The 18,483-nt window shown below is 73.9% G+C and carries 14 protein-coding genes; 10 read left to right on the top strand and 4 right to left on the bottom strand.

From position 1 onward, the window contains the following. Positions 1-55 precede the first annotated feature (55 nt). The 3 genes from ACLQ3F_RS18665 to ACLQ3F_RS18655 are packed head-to-tail and all read left to right on the top strand — an operon-like array spanning position 56 to position 4,839. Positions 56-1,876 (top strand): ABC transporter, encoded by a 1,821-nt coding sequence (locus ACLQ3F_RS18665; RefSeq protein WP_425850381.1) that lies wholly within the window; start codon positions 56-58, stop codon positions 1,874-1,876. Further along, positions 1,873-3,558: a GTPase gene (locus ACLQ3F_RS18660; RefSeq protein ID WP_425850380.1), complete on the top strand. Its 1,686-nt coding sequence runs from the start codon at positions 1,873-1,875 to the stop codon at positions 3,556-3,558. Before ACLQ3F_RS18665 ends, ACLQ3F_RS18660 begins: the two co-directional genes overlap by 4 nt. A 57-nt stretch (positions 3,559-3,615) precedes the next feature. Then, complete coding sequence (locus ACLQ3F_RS18655) at positions 3,616-4,839, top strand: hypothetical protein (RefSeq protein ID WP_357204877.1); 1,224 nt, start codon at positions 3,616-3,618, stop codon at positions 4,837-4,839. A gap of 144 nt (positions 4,840-4,983) precedes the next feature. Here the strand turns inward: ACLQ3F_RS18655 and ACLQ3F_RS18650 are convergent, their stop codons facing one another. After that, a complete protein-coding gene (locus ACLQ3F_RS18650; protein ID WP_425850377.1) occupies positions 4,984-5,607 on the bottom strand; it encodes a phosphatase PAP2 family protein in 624 nt (207 codons plus the stop codon). Positions 5,608-6,150: 543 nt separating this feature from the next. Between ACLQ3F_RS18650 and ACLQ3F_RS18645 the strand changes: the two genes are divergently transcribed. From ACLQ3F_RS18645 to ACLQ3F_RS18615, 7 genes are all read left to right on the top strand, one after another. Further along, entirely contained in the window at positions 6,151-6,471 is a 321-nt protein-coding gene (locus tag ACLQ3F_RS18645) for a hypothetical protein (RefSeq protein ID WP_425850375.1), read from the top strand. 643 nt (positions 6,472-7,114) lie between these two features. After that, positions 7,115-8,290, top strand: coding sequence for a pyruvate dehydrogenase (acetyl-transferring) E1 component subunit alpha (gene pdhA, locus ACLQ3F_RS18640; protein ID WP_355004650.1), 1,176 nt, complete (start codon positions 7,115-7,117; stop codon positions 8,288-8,290). Continuing rightward, positions 8,290-9,279, top strand: coding sequence for an alpha-ketoacid dehydrogenase subunit beta (locus ACLQ3F_RS18635; RefSeq protein WP_355004649.1), 990 nt, complete (start codon positions 8,290-8,292; stop codon positions 9,277-9,279). The genes pdhA and ACLQ3F_RS18635 overlap by 1 nt, the downstream gene beginning before the upstream one ends. Further along, entirely contained in the window at positions 9,276-10,754 is a 1,479-nt protein-coding gene (locus ACLQ3F_RS18630; RefSeq protein ID WP_425850372.1) for a dihydrolipoamide acetyltransferase family protein, read from the top strand. Before ACLQ3F_RS18635 ends, ACLQ3F_RS18630 begins: the two co-directional genes overlap by 4 nt. 219 nt (positions 10,755-10,973) lie before the next feature. Further along, positions 10,974-11,114: a hypothetical protein gene (locus ACLQ3F_RS18625; RefSeq protein ID WP_355004647.1), complete on the top strand. Its 141-nt coding sequence runs from the start codon at positions 10,974-10,976 to the stop codon at positions 11,112-11,114. 343 nt (positions 11,115-11,457) lie between these two features. Beyond that, the gene (locus ACLQ3F_RS18620; protein WP_425850369.1) at positions 11,458-14,178 is read left to right on the top strand and encodes an LppU/SCO3897 family protein; all 2,721 of its coding nucleotides are present in this window, start codon (positions 11,458-11,460) and stop codon (positions 14,176-14,178) included. A gap of 117 nt (positions 14,179-14,295) precedes the next feature. Beyond that, complete coding sequence (locus ACLQ3F_RS18615) at positions 14,296-16,128, top strand: NHL domain-containing thioredoxin family protein (RefSeq protein WP_425850368.1); 1,833 nt, start codon at positions 14,296-14,298, stop codon at positions 16,126-16,128. 34 nt (positions 16,129-16,162) lie between these two features. Here the strand turns inward: ACLQ3F_RS18615 and ACLQ3F_RS18610 are convergent, their stop codons facing one another. From ACLQ3F_RS18610 to ACLQ3F_RS18600, 3 genes are read right to left on the bottom strand one after another with little or no spacing between them, the layout of a single operon-like run. Beyond that, positions 16,163-16,912: a LamB/YcsF family protein gene (locus ACLQ3F_RS18610; RefSeq protein WP_425850366.1), complete on the bottom strand. Its 750-nt coding sequence runs from the start codon at positions 16,910-16,912 to the stop codon at positions 16,163-16,165. Beyond that, positions 16,896-17,858 (bottom strand): biotin-dependent carboxyltransferase family protein, encoded by a 963-nt coding sequence (locus ACLQ3F_RS18605; RefSeq protein ID WP_425850732.1) that lies wholly within the window; start codon positions 17,856-17,858, stop codon positions 16,896-16,898. Before ACLQ3F_RS18605 ends, ACLQ3F_RS18610 begins: the two co-directional genes overlap by 17 nt. Then, entirely contained in the window at positions 17,756-18,451 is a 696-nt protein-coding gene (locus ACLQ3F_RS18600; protein ID WP_425850731.1) for a 5-oxoprolinase subunit B family protein, read from the bottom strand. Before ACLQ3F_RS18600 ends, ACLQ3F_RS18605 begins: the two co-directional genes overlap by 103 nt. Positions 18,452-18,483 lie beyond the last annotated feature (32 nt).

Genomic DNA, 18,483 nt, shown 5'->3' with positions numbered 1-18,483 from the left:
AGCCGTTATTACCGTCCGGTTGTCTTCCCTTGCATCGGTCGGGCACGCTTTAGCGGTGACGACGCACGGCGATCCCGCCACCCGTTCCGGTGCGCCCGCCGTCGCAGCCCGCACCGACCCGCCGGCCGCCGCGGAGGAGCTCCCCGCCACCACCGGGGACGACAGCCTCCCCAGCGCGCTGTCGGGCCTCCGGGAGGCGATCGGCGCGACCCGCTATCCCCTCGCGCTGCCCTCCGCCGGCCCCGCCCGGCACACCGCCACCGCACTCACCGACCAACTCGACGACTACCTGCTGCCTCGGCTCGCCCGGCTGGACGCCCCACTGCTCGTGGTGGTCGGCGGCTCCACCGGCGCGGGCAAGTCGACCCTGGTCAACAGCCTGGTCAAGGCCCGGGTCAGCGCCGCCGGCGTGCTCCGGCCGACCACCCGCTCCCCGGTGCTGGTCTGCAACCCGTCCGACGCGGCCTGGTTTCGGCAGGGAGAGCTCCTGCCCGGTCTGACCCGCACCACCGAGCCGAGCGACGATCCGCGCGCCCTGCACCTCGTCACCGCCCCGGCCCTGCCCGCCGGGCTGGCCTTCCTCGACGCGCCCGACATCGACTCGGTCGTCGACGCCAACCGGGCACTCGCCACCCAACTGCTGGCCGCCGCCGACCTGTGGCTCTTCGTCACCACCGCCGCCCGGTACGCGGACGCGGTGCCGTGGGAGCTGCTGCGCAGCGCCCGGGCGCGCGGCGCCGTGATCGCCATGGTGCTGGACCGGGTGCCCGCCGAGGCCACCGACGAGATCGCCGCGCACCTGACCGAGATGCTCGCCGAGCAGGACCTCGGCCGGGCGCCGCTGTTCGTGCTGCCCGAGACCTGGGTCGACGGTCAGGGGCTGCTCCCCGAGGGAGTCACCGCCCCCCTTGCCGACTGGTTCGCCCGGTTGGCCGCCGACGCGGACGCCCGGGCGGCGGTGGTCCGCCAGACCCTCGACGGGGCGCTGGCCGCACTCCACCCCTCGGTGGAGGATCTGGCCGACGCCGCCGACGAGCAGCTCGCCGCCGCCGACGGGCTGGACGAACGGGTCCGGGCCGCGTACCGGGGTGCCGAGCGCACCGTCGAGCAGGGGCTCCAGGACGGCCGGCTGCTCCGGGGTGAGGTGCTCGCCCGCTGGCAGGAGTTCGTCGGCACCGGCGAGCTGTTCCGCACGCTGGAGGCACGGATCGGCCGCCTCCGGGACCGGGTAGTCGCCGCCGTCACCGGTCGGCCGGCACCCGCCGCCGAGCTGCGCAACGCCATCGAGTCCCAACTGGTGACGCTGCTGCGCGGGGTGGCCTCGGAGGCTGCCGAGTCCGCGTACACCGGGTGGAAGGCACACCCGGCCGGCGCCGGGCTGCTCGACCCGGCGCTCGCCCACCCGAGCGACGACCTACCCGAACGCGCCGAGCGCATGGTCCGGGACTGGCAGCGCGGAGTGCTGGAACTGGTCCGGGTCGAGGGCGGTGACAAGCGGTTCGTGGCCCGCACCGCCGCGTACGCGGTGAATGCCACCGGTCTGGCCGTGATGATCGCCGTCTTCGCCTCCACCGCGTTCATCCCGACCGGGCTGGAACTGGCCACCGGTGCCGGCACCACTGTCGCCGCGCAGGCCGTCCTCCAGGCGATCTTCGGCGACCAGGCGGTGCGTACCCTCGCCGCCAAGGCCCGCACCGACCTGCTGGGCCGGGTGCGGACGCTGCTCGACGCGGAGGCCGACCGTTTTCTGAGCCGCACCGCCGACGCCCGCCCCGCCGCGGACGCCGGCGACGGGCTGCGCCGGGCCGCCGGCCGGGTCGAGCTGGCCCGGCACCGCAGCGGCCTGTCCGCCGCCGACGAGGAGGGCTCCCGGTGAGCAACATCGCCGGCCGGGTACGCGAGGTGTTCCGCGGGGACCCGCGGGTCGACGCCGACGCGCTGATCGCCCGCCTGGACGCGGTACGCCGGTTCCTGACCGCCGTGGACGGTCTGCTGCCGGACGCCGACCTGGTGCCCGCGCACACCCTTGTCGAGCGGGCCGGCACCCGGCTCGCGCTGTCCCGGGACCACACGGTGGTCGCCCTTGCCGGTGCCACGGGCAGCGGCAAGTCCAGCCTCTTCAACGCGTTGGCCCAACTGGAACTCTCGCCGGTCGGGGTGCGCCGGCCGACCACCGGCGTCACCCACGCCTGCGTGTGGGGGCCGCTGGAGGGCGCCAACCATCTGCTCGACTGGATCGGCGTACTGCCCCGACACCGCTTCGTCCGGGAGAGCGCCCTGGACGCGGACGACGAGACGGCCCTGCACGGGCTGATCCTGCTCGACCTGCCCGACTTCGACTCGGTGCAGCGATCGCACCGGCTCGAGGTGGACCGACTCCTGGGCCTTGTCGACCAGGTGGTCTGGGTCGTCGACCCACAGAAGTACGCCGACCGGGTCATCCACGACAGCTACCTGCGCGAGTTCCACAGGCACCGCGAGGTCACCCTGGTCGTGCTCAACCAGGCCGACCGGCTGCCCCCGGCCGAGGTGCCCCGGGTCCTGGAGGACCTGCGTCGGCTGCTCGACACGGACGGGCTGACCGGGGTGCCCCTGCTTGCCACCACCGCCATTGATCCGGCCGGAATGGTCGGGCTGCGCAACGCGCTGGAGCGCACGGTCGCCGAGCGGCAGGCCGCGTTGCGCCGGCTCGCGGGTGACGTCGACACGGTCGTCGCCGGCCTGGACGAGCTGGTCGGTTCGGCCCGGCCGGCGGGCGGGCCGGACGACACCTCCGTCAACGGGCTGAACCGGGCTCTGGCCGGGGCCGCCGGGGTGCCGGCGGTGACCGAGGCCGTGGAGCGGGCGTACCGGCACCGGGCCGGCGCGGCCACCGGCTGGCCCGTGGTCCGGGGCTGGCGGCGGTTGCGGCCCGACCCGCTGCGTCGGCTGCACCTGCCCGGCCCGGCCGGTGACCAGGCCGACCCGGCGGAGAGCCTGGTGGCGGCCACCTCGGTACCGGACCCGACGGCCGCCCAGCGTTCGGCGCTCGGCCTCGCCATCCGCGCGGTGGCCGACCGGGCCGCCACCGACCTGCCCGCGGCCTGGCCCGGCGCGGTGACCTCCGCCGCCCGGTCCCGCCTCGGCGACCTGCCGGACGCCCTGGATCGCACGATCGCCGGCACCGACCTCGGCCTCGACCGCCGCCCGCTGTGGTGGCGGCTCGTCGGCGGTGTGCAGTGGTTGGTCACGCTCGCCGCCGTGGTCGGGCTGGGCTGGTTGGTGCTCGGCTACGCGCTGCGGGCGCTCGGCCTGCCCGCGCTGGACAACCCGATGGTCGGCCAGGTGCCGCTGCCGACCGTCCTGCTGCTCGGCGGCCTGCTGGCCGGGCTGCTGGTGGCGGCGCTGACCCGGCCGGTGGTGCGCCTGGCCGCCCGGCGCGCCCGGGCCCGCGCCGACCAGCGGCTGACGGCGCGGGTCGCCCAGGTGGGCGACGAGTACGTACTGACACCGGTACGGACCGTGCTCGGCTCGTACGCCCAGGCACGCGACGCGCTGCGGGACGCCGCACGCCGCTGACGCTCCGCACGGCTCGCTACCGCTCTGCGTACGCCCCGGGCGGCGTAGGGTCGGAGCATGGCCACGCCTCAGACCCCCTACGACGCGGTGCTGCACGCCGCACGCGACGTGACCAAGCTGGAGTCCGCCCTCGACGCCGAGATGCTCGGCAGCGCCCTGCTGGGCAGTGTCTACGCCATCGCGGAGACCGACCGCGACGCCGCCGTACGGGAGTTCGTCACCGGCTTCCTCGCCGCCACCGCCCGCCGCAGGGTCGCGGCGGCGACCACCATCCGGCAGGTCTTCGCCACCCTCGTTCCGACCGCCGAGGGCGCCGATCGGGTGCGCCCGGGCAGCCAGGCGCCCACCTGGACGGCCCAGCTCGGCCGGGTGCACCTCACCGGCACCTGGGCGTACGGCGACGTGTACGGGGACCAGACCTCCTACCTCGCGACCTTCGCCTACGACGACGAGTCCGGCGGTTCGGAGCACGCGCTGGTGGCCCTGGTGGACCACAACATCGGGATCACCAAGGACATCTTCGTGGGCGGGCCGGCCGAACGGATCCTGGACCAGGTCCGGCAGATGTGCGCCGACGACGAGCTGACCTGGTTCCGTACCGAGGATCCAGCCCGGTTCCGGGGCGAGGTGGCTCGCCATCTCGCGGTTACCGACGACCTGGGCGAGTTGCCCGGCGAAGGGTCGCTCGCCACCGACCGGGCGTTGGTCGGGGCCCGGCTGGCGATGCTGCCCACCGCTGCCGACCCGACCGGTCCGGCGGAGGTCGAGCCGCTCTCCGCGGCCGAACGCACCGACCTGGTCCGGCGGTTCCTCGCCGCGCCGGAGGCCGCCCGCTTCGGGCTGGACGCCGTCGACGGCCCGGAGTTGGCCTCGCTGCACTTCTGCCTGAGCCTGCTGCTGGACCACTCGGCGAGCTTCCCGGACGCCGATCCGATGCGCTGGAGTCCGGCGGTGTCCGGGCTCTTCCTGCTGGACTGGGTGCACCGCCGGGCCGTGCTCGACATGGACGACGCGGCGATGCTCCCCCGGGTGCTGCGGGCCTGGGCGCGGTACGCGTCGCGCCAGCGCGGGCTGCCCGAGGCGGCGACGACGCGCACCGACGAGGCGATCGAGGAGATGGTGCCGGAGTTCGCCCGCCTCTACTCGACCGGTGAGCGGCGCAGTGCGGCCACCGCCGCGGTGGCGCAGCTGATGGCCGACGGGGTGGACCCGGACGACCCGGCCGCGCTGGACGCGTGGATCGAGGCGAACCGCCACCGCCTCGCCGACGACGGCGCCTGACGGCGTCCGAGGGTGGGCGGCTCCGCGCCGCCCGCCCTCGGCCCGGCCGGCATCGCCCTCCCGGGCCCGGCCAGCCAGCCCGCCGTGGGTCGAGCCAGCGCAGCGGGTCCTGGGCCCGGCCAGCGCCGCAGGTTCCGGGTCGGGCTAGCGCAGCGAACCGAAGATCACCGCGGCGATCAGGGCGCCGAGCGCACCTCCGGCCAGCACCTGTGCCAGCGTGTGGTCCTTCAGCCGTACCCGGGACCAGCCGACCACCGCCAGCAGCGGTGCGGCGACGACCAGCCGGGTCCCGAAGGTCAGCATCAGGATGACCAGCGTCCCGGCGGCCACCGCCGAGTGGATCGACATCTTCCACCAGTGGCTTACCGACACGGCGACGACGAGGCCGACGAGGCCGGACACCGCCAGCGCCAGCAGCGGGCGGGGCGCGCCGAGCACGGCGAGCAGGGCGAGCCCTGCCGCGACCGAACCGAGGCCGACCAGCAGCGGTGCCCGGCGCTGCTCCCGGCGGCCGACGTGGTGGTCGGTGAGCCGGCCCCGGCGTACCCCGCCGACGATGTAGGCGAACGGAATGCCGGTGACGAAGAGAGTGGCGAGCAGACCCCAGACGAGGCCCTGGCCGGGGCGGCTGGCGCTGCGCCAGCTCACCGTGATGATCAGCAGCGACACGAGTACCGCCGGGGCGGTCACCTCGGTGACCAGCCGGGCGATCCGCAGCCCGGGGCCGGGCCGGGTGACGACCGGGCGGGGTTCCGCACCGCCGCCCACGCCACCCCCTCCGGTACGCGCCTACCGCCGAGCGCCGCCGTCGCCGGACGGGTCGCGCCTGATCGTCACCGTACCGTCGGCGAGACCGCAGGGTATGTCGGTCCGGCCAGTGGCGCCGGGCTGACGCTGGGCGTCGGGGCGACGACCGACGGCGACGGGATCACTGGGCCGGGTCGGCGGGTCGGTACCGCGGGCGGCGTGGGTGTGGGGGCCGGGACGGACCGGGTGCTGGTCGGCACGGCGGTCGCTGTCGCGTCGTCGGTCGGCGTGGGTGTCGGGTCCACCGTCAGGGTCGGGGTCGGATCGGGATCGGCCGAGCTGGAAGGGCCCGGCGAGTCGGTGGGGTCCGGGTCCGCCGAGTCGGTCGGGTCTGGCGGATCGGTCGGCTCCGGGTCCGGCGAGTCGGTCGGGTCCGGTGGATCGGTCGGGTCCGGTGGATCGGTCGGGTCCGGTGGATCGGTCGGGTCTGGCGGATCGGTCGGGTCCGGGTGGGTCGGCGGTGGCGGAGCGACGGGCGGGGGTACCGGCGGCGAGGTGCTCCGCGTGGGTCTCGGTGCCACCGGCGGGGCGGTCGTCCACCGGGCGGGCCCGGGATCGGCAGCGGCAGGCCCTCCCCGTGCATGCGACGGCGCGGCCGGCAGCCAGCCGCTGGTCGGGCCGACGCTGGGTGTGCCGAGCGGGGGAAGCGCCGGTTGGCTGGTCATCGGCATGGGGATCACCACCGGCCCGACGGACGGGGTCGGCATGAACGGGGTGCTGCTGTCCGGTAGGGCGCTGCTGCCCGGGGTGGCCGAGCCCGCGCTGATCGCGGCGAGGATGGGCATCGACGCCGTGCCGGCCAGCAGCGCGACGGTGAGCAGGTAACCGCGGGAGGTGCCACCGGCGCCGGGGGCCCGGTGGACACCGACCACCCGGCGATAGCCGCCAGCCGACCGGTGCCGACCAAGCGCTGGTGTGCCGGGACCGTCACCTGGCTCGTACACCGCACACCCCTAGTCGTCGGCCGTTGGAGGACATGGATGGACGCCGCCGTAGGGTAAAACCCGACAAATGACCCGATAGGCGCGATCCTGGGGGAATCAGCCTGACGCAGTCACAGTGGGTAAGCCAACCTCCACTGCGTGTCGACACGCAGTGCTGCCCGAACGGTGACGAATCGTGCCGCAACGCATGGGAAACGCCGGCCGGCATGATGGCGACAAACGGCGTCAAAGCATGGGCAGTCGGATTGCGGAGGCAGGCGTACTGTGGGCGCGCTCACCTGCTCTGCGAATATGGAGCACGACGGCAACGCAGCCGTGACCTCCGCGCACCCTCGCGGCAGGCGCGGTTGAGCGCCGGCGCTCCCGATCCGGGTTCGGCCAGACCCCGGATCACGCCGTGCGGCAACCCCCACCGGGGCTAGGCGCGGCCGCCAGGAACCGGCCCGGCAGCAGCCGGGCAGGCGCACGAGTTGCGCGGCCGGGTGACCCCCCGGTGCCGACGCAGACACGACAGGGAGACACCGATGGCAAAGGGCGACCCCGGGGGCACCACCCGCAGCAGGCGGGCTGCACCCCGCTCCAGGAAGGGCGCGGCCGGCGACCCCGCGCTGGTGCAGCTACTCACCCCCGAAGGCGAGCGGATCGACAGCGCCATCGGGCCGGACGGCACCGAGTACCGCGTCGACTTCACCGACGAGGAATACCGCGGTCTCTACCGCGACCTGGTGCTGGTCCGGAAGCTGGACGCCGAGGCGACCGCTCTCCAGCGTCAGGGCGAGCTGGGCCTGTGGGCCAGCCTGCTCGGCCAGGAAGCCGCCCAGGTCGGCTCCGGGCGGGCGCTGCGCACCCAGGACATGGCCTTCCCGACCTACCGGGAGCACGGCGTCCTCTACTGCCGGGGCATCGACCCGATCATGCCGCTCGGCCTGTTCCGCGGCGTCGACCAGGGCGGCTGGGACCCGAACGAGTTCAAGTTCAACATGTACACGATCGTCATCGGGGCGCAGACCCTGCACGCGACCGGCTACGCGATGGGCATCACCATCGACGGCAAGACCGGCACCGACGACGGCGAGGCGGCGATCGCCTACTTCGGTGACGGCGCCACCAGCCAGGGCGACGTGAACGAGGCATTCGTCTGGGCCAGCGTGTTCAACGCGCCGCTGGTCTTCTTCTGCCAGAACAACCAGTACGCCATCTCCGAGCCGCTGGAGCGGCAGACCCGCGTGCCCCTCTACCAGCGTGCCGCCGGCTTCGGCTTCCCCGGCGTACGGGTGGACGGCAACGACGTGCTCGCCACGTACGCGGTCACCCGCACCGCGCTGGACAACGCCCGCCTCGGGCAGGGCCCGAGCCTGATCGAGGCGTACACCTACCGGATGGGCGCGCACACCACCTCCGACGACCCGACCCGCTACCGCATCGCCAGCGAGGTCGAGGCGTGGCAGGCCAAGGACCCGATCGCCCGGGTCAAGGCCTTCCTGGAGAAGCAGCAGATCGCCGACGCGGGCTTCTTCGCCGAGGTCGACGAGCAGGCGCGCCGCGAGTCGGTGCACCTGCGTGAGCGGGTGCTCGAGATGCCGAACCCGGAACCGGTGACGATGTTCGACAACGTCTACCCCAACGGGTCTCCGCTGCTCGACGAGCAGCGCGCGAAGTTCAGCCGCTACATGGAGTCGTTCGAGGGGAGCGCCCACTGATGGCCACGGAGACGCTCACCATCGGAAAGGCCCTCAACACCGGTCTGCGCCGCGCCCTGGAGAACGACCCCAAGGTCATCATCATGGGCGAGGACGTCGGCAAGCTCGGCGGCGTCTTCCGGATCACCGACGGTCTGCAGAAGGACTTCGGCGACCAGCGGGTGATCGACACCCCGTTGGCCGAGTCCGGCATCATCGGCACCGCTGTCGGTCTGGCCATCCGCGGCTACCGGCCCGTCTGCGAGATCCAGTTCGACGGCTTCGTCTACCCCGCGTACGACCAGATCGTGTCGCAGGTGGCGAAGATGCACTACCGCTCGGGCGGCAAGCTCAGCATCCCCATGGTGATCCGGATCCCGTTCGGCGGCGGCATCGGCGCGGTCGAGCACCACTCCGAGTCGCCGGAGGCGTACTTCGCGCACACCGCCGGCCTGAAGGTGGTGACCTGCTCCAACCCGCAGGACGCGTACGTGATGATCCAGCAGGCCATCGCCTCGGACGACCCGATCGTCTTCCTGGAGCCCAAGCGGCGCTACTGGGAGAAGGGCCAGGTCGACCTGGACGCGCCTCTGTCCGACGCGTACCCCCTGCACTCGGCCCGGGTCGTGCGGCCCGGCACCGACGTCACCGTGCTGGCCTACGGTCCGATGGTGCGGACCTGCCTGGAGGCGGCGACCGCCGCCGCCGAGGACGGCCGGGAGCTGGAGGTCATCGACCTGCGCTCGCTCTCGCCGCTGGATCTGACCGCGGCGTACGAGTCGGTGAAGCGCACCGGCCGTGTGGTCGTGGTGCACGAGGCGCCGTCCAACATCGGCCTTGGCGCCGAGTTGGCCGCCCGGATCACCGAGGAGTGCTTCTACTCCCTGGAGTCGCCAGTGCTGCGGGTGACCGGCTTCGACACCCCCTACCCGGCCGCCCGGGTGGAGGAGGAGTACCTGCCCGACCTCGATCGGGTGCTCGACGCCGTCGACCGCACCTTCGGCTGGTGAGCGACATGTCCCGGATCAAGACGTTCAACCTGCCCGACCTGGGCGAGGGGCTGACCGAGGGCGAGATCCTGGCCTGGCTGGTCAAGGTCGGCGACACCATCGAGCTGAACCAGCCGATCGTCGAGGTGGAGACGGCGAAGGCGGCCGTGGAGATCCCGGCGAAGTGGGCCGGCCAGGTCCAGGCGATCCACCACCCGGAGGGCACCACGGTCGAGGTCGGTACGCCGATCATCGCGATCGACACCGACCCGGGTGCCGGGCCGCTGGAGGCGCTGTCGACCACTGCCACGCCCAGCGGTGACCTGCCCACCCCGTCGGCGGCCTCGCTGGCGGCGGTGGAGGTGGCACCGGCCGAGGGCATGATCGAACCCGGTCTGATCGGCGGTGCGGCCCCGGGCGGGCGGACGGCGGTGCTGGTCGGTTACGGGCCGCGTACGACCGCCGCGAAGCGCCGCCCCCGCAAGGGCGCGGTCCCGGCGCCCGCCGCCCCCGCGGGGGTCGATCATGGAGTTGTGGTGGGTCACAAACCGGCCCCGACTCCCACGATTCCGGCACCACAAGTCCATGATCGACGCGGTGGGGCGAGCGGGGGAGCCGTGCTGGCCAAGCCGCCGGTGCGCAAGCTCGCCAAGGATCTCGGGGTCGACCTCGGCACGTTGACCGGGTCGGGGCCGCTCGGCTCGATCACCCGGGAGGACGTGCAGCAGGCGGCGAGCGGTGCGAGCGTCGTCGTTGCCGAGCCGATCGCGGCGACGACGGCGCCCAGCTTCGGCGCGGACCGGGAGCAGCGCATCCCGGTCAAGGGCGTCCGCAAGCTGACCGCCGAGAACATGTCCCGCTCGGCGTTCACCGCCCCGCACGTGACGGAGTTCCTGACCGTCGACGTGACCCGGGCGATGAAGGCACTGGACCGGCTGCGCGGCCGGCGGGAGTGGCGCGACGTACGGGTCTCGCCGCTGCTGCTGGTGGCGAAGGCGGTGCTGCTGGCGGTGCAACGGCACCCGATGGTCAACTCGACCTGGGCGGGCGACGAGATCGTGGTCAAGGAGTACGTCAACCTCGGCATCGCGGCGGCCACCGAGCGCGGTCTGATCGTGCCCAACGTCAAGGACGCCGGCCGCCTCTCGCTGCGGGAGTTGGCGGACGCGCTGACCGACCTGGTGCAGACGGCGAAGTCCGGCCGCACCTCGCCGGCGGCCATGTCCGGCGGCACCCTGACCATCACCAACGTCGGCGTGTTCGGGGTGGACACCGGCACACCGATCCTGCCGCCGGGTGAGTCCGCGATCCTGGCCTTCGGCGCGGTGCGGGAGATGCCCTGGGTGCACAAGGGCAAGGTCAAGGTTCGCCAGGTCACCACGCTGGGGCTGAGCTTCGACCACCGGATCATCGACGGTGAGCTGGGCTCGAAGTTCCTGCGGGACGTCGGCGACTTCCTCACGGATCCGGAGGCGGCGCTGCTCGCCTGGACCTGATCGTTTCAGAACGCCAGCCACGGCCGGTGTGCCACGGGTTAACGCCCGGCACACCGGCCGTGTCCGTTGAGCGAAGGAACCGTCGGCCAACTGGCCTGTTGACCTTTGATTGTTAGGCAGGTGTCTCAGCTCACCTAATAATCGATGGAATTTCGCCGGCTCCTGCTGTTGAATAGATGCATCAGGGGCTGACAACCGAATAGCTAGGGGGACCCACCAATGAGCAGCATGATCGAGCGAATCCGCAACCACCGCGACGCGACCCGCCGCGCCCGTGCCATCGAGCACGCGCTGCGCTCGGCGAACTCGCCGGCGGTTCGCGAGGAAATCCTCGTCATCGCCCAGCGTCACATGAGCTGACGCTCCACTACATTCCTCACCTCCTCCAGATCGATGGCCCACCCGGCCCACCGGGTGGGCCATCGGCGTTTTCCAGACACCACCACCGGGATTCCGCCCTGCCGCAGCGCCCGGTACGGTGGGCTTCGGTCGCCGCCCGCCGACCCGGCAGAGGCCGAGCCGTCAGGAACTGCTCGACATCAACCGGCCACGGTGAGTGACGAGCAGTGCTCCTTGGACGGTTCGTGCCACCACCCGATACCGTGCGGGGAGCCGGCACAGCGGTACGCCGGTGACGCCGGCAGCCACGCCGAGGAGACCGATCGGCACCGGCGAGCCGACATGTGATGGAGGAGGCGCACCCATGACGTCCGAGGGCCCGCACCGACCCGGCCAGGAGCCGGACGAGGTGTCACCGGGCGCCGGCGGACCGGCGCCGTACGGCGACCGCCCGGCGCAGCCGGACAACGGCCAGAACGCCGCCGGCCCCGACCTGGGCTGGGCACCCCCGCCCCCGACGCGACCGAACCCGTCGGCGCCGGCATGGGCGACCCAGCCTGAGCAGCCGCCGGCCCCCGCCTGGGGTGCCGCCGCGCAGCCCAACGACCCGGCGCAGCCCGCCTGGGCCGCCGGTGGTGGCGCGAGCGAGCCGCCGCAGCAGCAGCCCGGCGCATGGTCCGGCAACGACGGCGCGCCGACCCCGGCACAGCCCGAACCCTGGGCCGCGCAGCAGCAGGGTTGGACGCCCGCCGAGCAGAGCGCACCCGCACCGACCTGGACCCCGAACGCCCCCGCTGAGCAGCCGGACTGGGTGCAGGCCCAGCCAGCCGCACGGGGCGCCGCGCAGGTTCCCCCGGCCACCGCCGCCTGGCCCGCCCAGGAGGACCCGGCCAGCGGCTGGGGCGGCGCGGCGCAGGCCAACCCGCCCGCAGCCGACTGGCGGGCGACCGAATCCCCGCAATCCGACGCACCGCAGGCCGCCGGCTGGTCCGGCGGCGCCCAGCAGGAGCAGGCCACCGGCAATGGCGGCTGGCCCGCCGCCGGCCCCGCCCGCGACGACCAGCCGGTGTGGACGCCGGCGGAGCAGTCGCCACCGGCCTGGGGCCAGCCCGCCGAAGCGACCGAGCAGCCCGCCCCCGGCTGGGGTCAGGCCGCCCAGCCGAGCCAGGCCCGTGGCGCCGCCCAGGTCCCGGCCCCGACGACGAACTGGCCCGCGCAGGACGATCCGGCCAACTCCGGCGGGTGGGCCGCGCAGCAGCAGGCGCAGGCGCAGCCCGCGTCGTGGAACGGCGGCAACGACGCGCGGCAGGACCAGCCCGCGCAGCCGGCCGCCTGGGCCGAGGCCGAGGGCCGTCCACAGCAGCCCGACTGGGTGCTCTCCCAACCGGAGCAGCCGACCGAGCGGCCGGAGCAGACAGGGTGGACCCCGGCGGAGCCGAGCAACCTCCCCGCCCGTGCCAGCGCCAGCGTGCCCACCAGCGGCGGCGCGCCCAACTGGGCCGCCGGCCCGGACAACGCCGCCCAGGGCAACTCCGGCGGCGTGCCGGAGGCCGAGCCGTGGGCCCCCGGTGAGGTGTGGGGTCGCGCGGAGGCCGAAGCTTCCGCCCAGTCCCGTGGAGGCTGGGAGGCTGACCGCGGCGACGAGGCACCGGCCTACCAGCCCGGGCCCGCGCCGGGCATCTCGCCGGCGAACGCGGTGCCGCTTCCCCCGCAGGAGCAGCGCGTCCCGGGTGCCAGCCTGGCTGCCGTCCCGCCGTCCGACTACGCACCCCAGGCCCAGTTCGCTCCGATCCCCGAGCAGCCCGCCTACGCCGAGCGGGAGACCCCGGACGCTGCCGCGCAGTACGGTGGCCGCCCCGAGGACGTCTCCGCGAGCGGCGCGGTGGTACCCGCCCCGCGCACCTCGCCCGAGTCCGGAGCGGGCCGCGCGGTCGTACCGGTGTCGGACGCCGAGTCGGCAGCCGGCGCGGCGGCCCGGGCCACGGCGAGCGCCTCGGTGCCGCTGGCGAGCCGGGTCATGCCTCCGACCGACCAGGCCATCCGACCGACCGGCACGGCCAACCCGCAACCCCGGGTGTACGGCCGTCCGGCACGACCGGAGCCGGAGGCCGAGCCGGAGCCGGAGGCGTTCCAGGGCGACCCGGGCGCCGACCGTCAGGGTGCTCCGGAGTGGCAGAACGACGCGCCACGACAGGCGACGCCCGACTGGCAGCACGAGGAGCAGCGGCAGATCGCTCCCGACTGGCAGAACGACGCGCAGCGGCAGCAGCCCGCACCCGACTGGCAGAACGACGCGCAGCGTCAGGCTGGGCCCGGCTGGGGCGGCGAGCCGTCGGCCGATCCGCGCTTCGACGACCGGCAGCCCGCACCGAACGCGTTCAACGAGGCGCCGCCGGCGTTCCCGCCCGGTGTGCCGTCCTTCGTCGACGCCCCGGGCAACAACAGGCCGGTGAACGGCACCCGCCCGCACTCCGGTGCCGAGGCGCCGGCGGACCAGTTTGGCGGCCCCGGGGCGCCTGCCGCCGGCACCCCGAACGGAACGGCGACCTTCGGTGCGCCGAACTTCGGCGGCCCGGGCTCCGGCGCGCCGGGCTACGGCGGGCCGGCGACCGAGTCGGTGCCGGGCGGCGGTTTCCCGCCGTCGTTCCCGCCACCGCCGCAGCCCGCGTCGTCCTGGGGCCAGGAGGCCGGCCAGTCGGACCAGGGCCGGTTCGACGCGTTCAAGCCGGACGCCGTCGACGAGCCGAAGGTGGAGCCCCCGACGCCGAAGGTCCGCAACGGCCGGGTGCTGGCCGCGGTGCTGATCGCCGCGATGCTCATCCTGGCGGTGCCGCTCGGCCTGCTGCTTCTGCTCGGCAAGGTCGGTGGGAACGACACACCGGCCTTCGACCCGGCGGTTGGCACCTGCGTGAAGCAGTCCGGGCAGGCCGGCGCCTCGGCGGCGGACTGCGGCGAGGCGGGCGCGTTCACGATCGTCTCGAAGGTGGACGCCAAGGAAAAGTGCACCGACACGACGCAGCCCCACGTGGTGTTGCCGGGTGAGGGTGCCAACCGGGTGCTCTGCCTGAAGCCGGCCGCGAAGTAGCCGCACCGACGGCGGGGTCACGGGCAACCGTGACCCCGCCGTCGTCGTACCCGCAGGTGGTACCGAATCTCGCCCCCTCCGGCCGGGCGCGGGCCGGTGGTCAGGCACGATGGGTGCATGAGCGCACGAGTACGGGCTCCCGAACTGCGCGGTCGGGGCTGGCTGAACACCGGTGGACGCGACCTCAAGCTCGCCGACCTTCGCGGCAAGATCGTAATCGCGGATTTTTGGACGTTCTGCTGTATCAACTGCCTGCACGTGCTCGATGAGCTGCGCCCGCTGGAGGAGAAGTACGGCGACGTGCTCGTCGTCATCGGCGTGCACTCGCCGAAGTTCGAGCACGAGAAGGACGCCGACGCGCTCGCCGCCGCAGTGGAGCGGTACGGGGTGCACCACCCCGTACTCGACGATCCCGAGATGGACATGTGGCAGCAGTACGCGGCCCGGGCCTGGCCGACCCTGTCGGTGATCGACCCCGAGGGTTACGTGGTGGCCACCATGGCCGGCGAGGGGCACGCCGAGGGGCTGGCCCGACTGATCGACGAGTTGATCACCACCCACGAGGCCAAGGGCACCCTGCACCGGGGGAACGGCCCGTACGTCCCGCCGCCGGCACCGGAGACGGCGCTGCGCTTCCCGGGTAAGGCGGTGCTGCTGCCCAACGGCAACCTGCTGGTCTCGGACTCGGCCCGACATTCTTTGGTCGAGGTCGACCCGGACGGCGAGACGCCGGTGCGTCGGATCGGCTCGGGCGAGCGCGGCCGGGTGGACGGCCCGGCTGCGGCGGCGACGTTCTCCGAGCCGCAGGGCGTGTGCGTGCTGCCCACGCACGTCGCTGAGGTGGCCGGCTACGACCTGGTGGTGGCCGACACCGTCAACCACCTGCTGCGCGGCGTACGGCTGGAGTCCGGCGAGGTGGTCACCGTTGCCGGCAGTGGGCGGCAGTGGCGCGCTGAGGTCGACGACCACGCCCACGACGCGTTCGCCGTCGACCTCTCGTCGCCGTGGGACCTGGCCTGGTACGACGACAAGCTGATCATTGCGATGGCCGGCATCCACCAGCTCTGGTGGTTCGACCCGATCAAGCGGACCGCCGGCATGTACGCCGGCACCACAGTGGAGGCGTTGCGCGACGGCCCGCTGGCCGAGGCGTGGATGGCCCAGCCGTCGGGGCTCTCCACCTCCGCCGACGGCACCCGGCTCTGGGTGGCCGACAGCGAGACCAGCTCGATCCGGTACGTCGAGAACGGTGTGCTGGGCACCGCCGTCGGGCAGGGCCTGTTCGACTTCGGGCACGTGGACGGCCCGGCGGAGTCGGCGCTGCTCCAGCACCCGCTGGGCGTGTGCGCGCTGCCGGACGGCTCGGTGCTGATCGCGGACACGTACAACGGTGCGGTGCGCCGCTTCGACCCGGCCAGCAACCAGGTCTCCACCGTCGCCGACGGGTTGGCGGAGCCGAGCGACCTGGTGCTCACCCCGTCCGGTGAGGTGCTGGTGGTGGAGTCCGCCGCACACCGGTTGACCCGGCTCGCCCCCGGTGCCCTGTCGGCGGCGGGTGCCAGCACTGTGGACGGGCCACGGCACCGCACCGAGCGCAAGCCGACCGACGTCGCCGCCGGCGAGGTCACCCTGGACATCGTCTTCACCCCGGCGCCGGGGCAGAAGCTGGACGAGACGTACGGGCCGTCGACCCGGCTGGTGGTCTCCGCGTCCCCGCCGGAACTGCTGGTGGACGGTGCCGGCACGGGCACCGAGCTGTCCCGCCGGCTGGTGCTCAACGGTGAGGTCACCGCGGGGGTGCTCCAGGTGACAGCGCAGGCGGCGACCTGTGACGCGGACGTCGAGCACGCGGCGTGCCACCTGACCCGGCAGGACTGGGGCGTACCGGTCCGGGTGGTCGACGGGGCCGTGACCCGGCTGCCGCTGGTGCTTCGCGGCCTCGACGCCTGACGCGATTCGGAGGGGCCCAGCTGGGCCCCTCCGGTCAGGCGAACGGGGCCAGTGTGATGTCGGCGTCGATCAGGCTGGCGCGGACGAGCTCGGCGGCGGAGACCGCGCCCGGGGTGTCGCCGTGCACACAGATCGAGTCGACCGAGCAGGGGATGACAGTGCCGTCGACAGCCACCACGCTGCGTTCGGTGGCCATCCGCGCCGCCCGTTCGGCGATCTGCTCGGGGTCGGTGATCACCGCGCCGGGCGTGCCGCGCGGCACCAGCGCCCCGTTGGGCAGGTAGGCGCGGTCGGCGAACGCCTCGGCAACCACCGGCAGGCCGGCGCCCACGGCGAGTTGGGCGAGCGTCGAGCCGGGAAGGCAGAGTACGGGCAGCTCCTGGTCGTAACCGCTGACGGCGGCGACCACCGCCGCCGCCTGGGACTCGTCGGTGCTGGCCGCGTGGTAGAGCGCACCGTGCGGCTTCAGGTAGCGGACCCGGGTGCGGAACAACCGGCAGAACGCGTCCAGCGCCCCCAACTGGTAGGTCACCTCGTCGCGCAGCTCGGCGAAGTCGTACGCGATGTGCCGCCGGCCGAAGCCGGCCAGGTCCCGGTAGCCGACCTGCGCGCCCACCGCGACCCCGCGTCGCGCAGCGCCCTCGCAGACCCGCCGCATCGTCGACGGGTCGCCGCCGTGAAAGCCGCAGGCGACGTTGGCGGAGGTCACGAGGCTCAGCAGCGCCTCGTCGTCACCGAGTCGCCAGATGCCGAATCCCTCGCCCAGGTCAGCGTTGAGGTCCATGGAATCTGACGGTAGTACCTGGCCGGGCCTGCGCGAGCGGGGTCACGTCGGTGACCACCCCGATGACGGGGTATCCACCGGTGGTCGGATGGTCCGCGAGGAAGATCAGGGGTTGTCCGTCCGCCGGCACCTGCACCGCCCCGAGCACGATGCCCTCGCTGGGGAGTTCGCCGGCCACCGCGCGGGGCAGCGCCGCGCCGGCGAGCCGCGCACCGACCCGGTTGCTCACCGGGCTGACGGTGTACGCGCTGCCGAAGAGCCGGTCGAACGCGGTCGGCGTGAACCAGTCCTCGCGAGGACCGGGACCCAGCGTCAGGTGCAGCTCTCCAGGCGGCGTGGGGCACACGGTCAGGTCCACCGGTGCCGGGGTGCCGACCGGATCACCGAGCGGCAGCAGGTCACCGTCCCGTAGCCGAGGCGGGCCGAGCCCGGAGAGGGTGTCGGTGGACCGGCTACCGAGCACCGGTGACACGTCGATGCCGCCCGCCACAGCCAGCCAACTCCGTACGCCCCGCCGGGCGGGACCGATCCGCAGCACCGTCCCGGCCGGCACGCTGAGCGGGCGTCCCGTGTCACCGGGCCGGACACCCGCCTGGACGGGAACCTCGGTGCCGGTGACCGCCACCGTGGCAGCCCGGGTCAACCGCACTGTGCAGCCGGTCAGGGTGATCTCCAGGCCGGCCGCGTGCTCCGGATTGCCGACCAGCCGGTTGGCCAACCGCAGGGCACCCGGGTCGAGGGCGCCGGACCGGGGTACGCCCAGGTGCGCCCAGCCGGGCCGGCCCAGGTCCTGCACAGTGGTGAGCGCACCGGCGCGGATCACCTCGATGGCGGCCGGGACCCTCACGCCGCCACCATCCGCACCGTGGTGCCCGGACCGAGTCGGGCCGGCGGGTCCGCAGCCACGTCGAACAGCACCAGGTCGGTCCGACCGACCAGCAGCCAGCCGCCCGGGGAAGCGCCCGGGTAGATGCCGGCGTACGGGCCCGCCAACGCGACCGAGCCGGCCGGCACCCGGGGACGGGGCGTGGCCAGCCGGGGCAGCGCCAACTCGGCGGGCAGCCCGGTCAGGTAGGGGAATCCGGGGGCGAATCCGCAGAAAGCGACCCGGAACCGCGTACTGGTCAGTTTGTGCCGCACTGCCGGCACGTCCACGCCCCAGTGTTCCGCCACCGCCGCCAGGTCCGGCCCGTCGAAGGTGACCGGCACGAACACGTCAGCCGCCTCGTCGGCCCCGTCTTCGGCTGTGGCGTCACGGAGTTCGGCTGCGCCTCGGGCCCGGGCGTCGTTGTCCGCTCCGGCACCAGGTTCGATGTCGGCGGCGGCGAGGGCTTTGGCGTAGGCGGCGCGGGCGTCGGCTTCGTCGGCGCGGGCGTGGGCGGCGGCTTCGCGGGCGCGGGCGGCGCGGGCATCGGCGTCGGCGGCGTGGGCGGCGTGGGCGTGGGCGGCGTGGGCGTGGGCGGCGTGGGCTTGGGCGGCGTGGGCTTGGGCGGCGACTTTGGGATTGGCCCTGGGTTTGGCTTGGTGTGGGCGGGTGATCGCGGCGGTGACGGCGGGTGCCCAACGGGTCA

It is taken from the genome of Micromonospora sp. DT15, assembly GCF_049841475.1.
In the GTDB taxonomy this organism is placed as follows: Bacteria; Actinomycetota; Actinomycetes; order Mycobacteriales; family Micromonosporaceae; genus Micromonospora.
Note: the sequence above shows the minus strand (reverse complement) of the source record. Positions and strands in the feature narration are given on the sequence as shown.

Bases quoted from the DNA above. Each gene is read 5' to 3' on its own strand.
- ACLQ3F_RS18655 (WP_357204877.1), top strand. From the start codon at position 3,616: ATGGCCACGCCTCAGACCCCCTACGACGCGGTGCTGCACGCCGCACGC.
- pdhA (WP_355004650.1), top strand. From the start codon at position 7,115: ATGGCAAAGGGCGACCCCGGGGGCACCACCCGCAGCAGGCGGGCTGCA.
- ACLQ3F_RS18635 (WP_355004649.1), top strand. From the start codon at position 8,290: ATGGCCACGGAGACGCTCACCATCGGAAAGGCCCTCAACACCGGTCTG.
- ACLQ3F_RS18625 (WP_355004647.1), top strand. From the start codon at position 10,974: ATGAGCAGCATGATCGAGCGAATCCGCAACCACCGCGACGCGACCCGC.
- ACLQ3F_RS18620 (WP_425850369.1), top strand. From the start codon at position 11,458: ATGACGTCCGAGGGCCCGCACCGACCCGGCCAGGAGCCGGACGAGGTG.
- ACLQ3F_RS18615 (WP_425850368.1), top strand. From the start codon at position 14,296: ATGAGCGCACGAGTACGGGCTCCCGAACTGCGCGGTCGGGGCTGGCTG.
- ACLQ3F_RS18610 (WP_425850366.1), bottom strand. From the start codon at position 16,912: ATGGACCTCAACGCTGACCTGGGCGAGGGATTCGGCATCTGGCGACTC.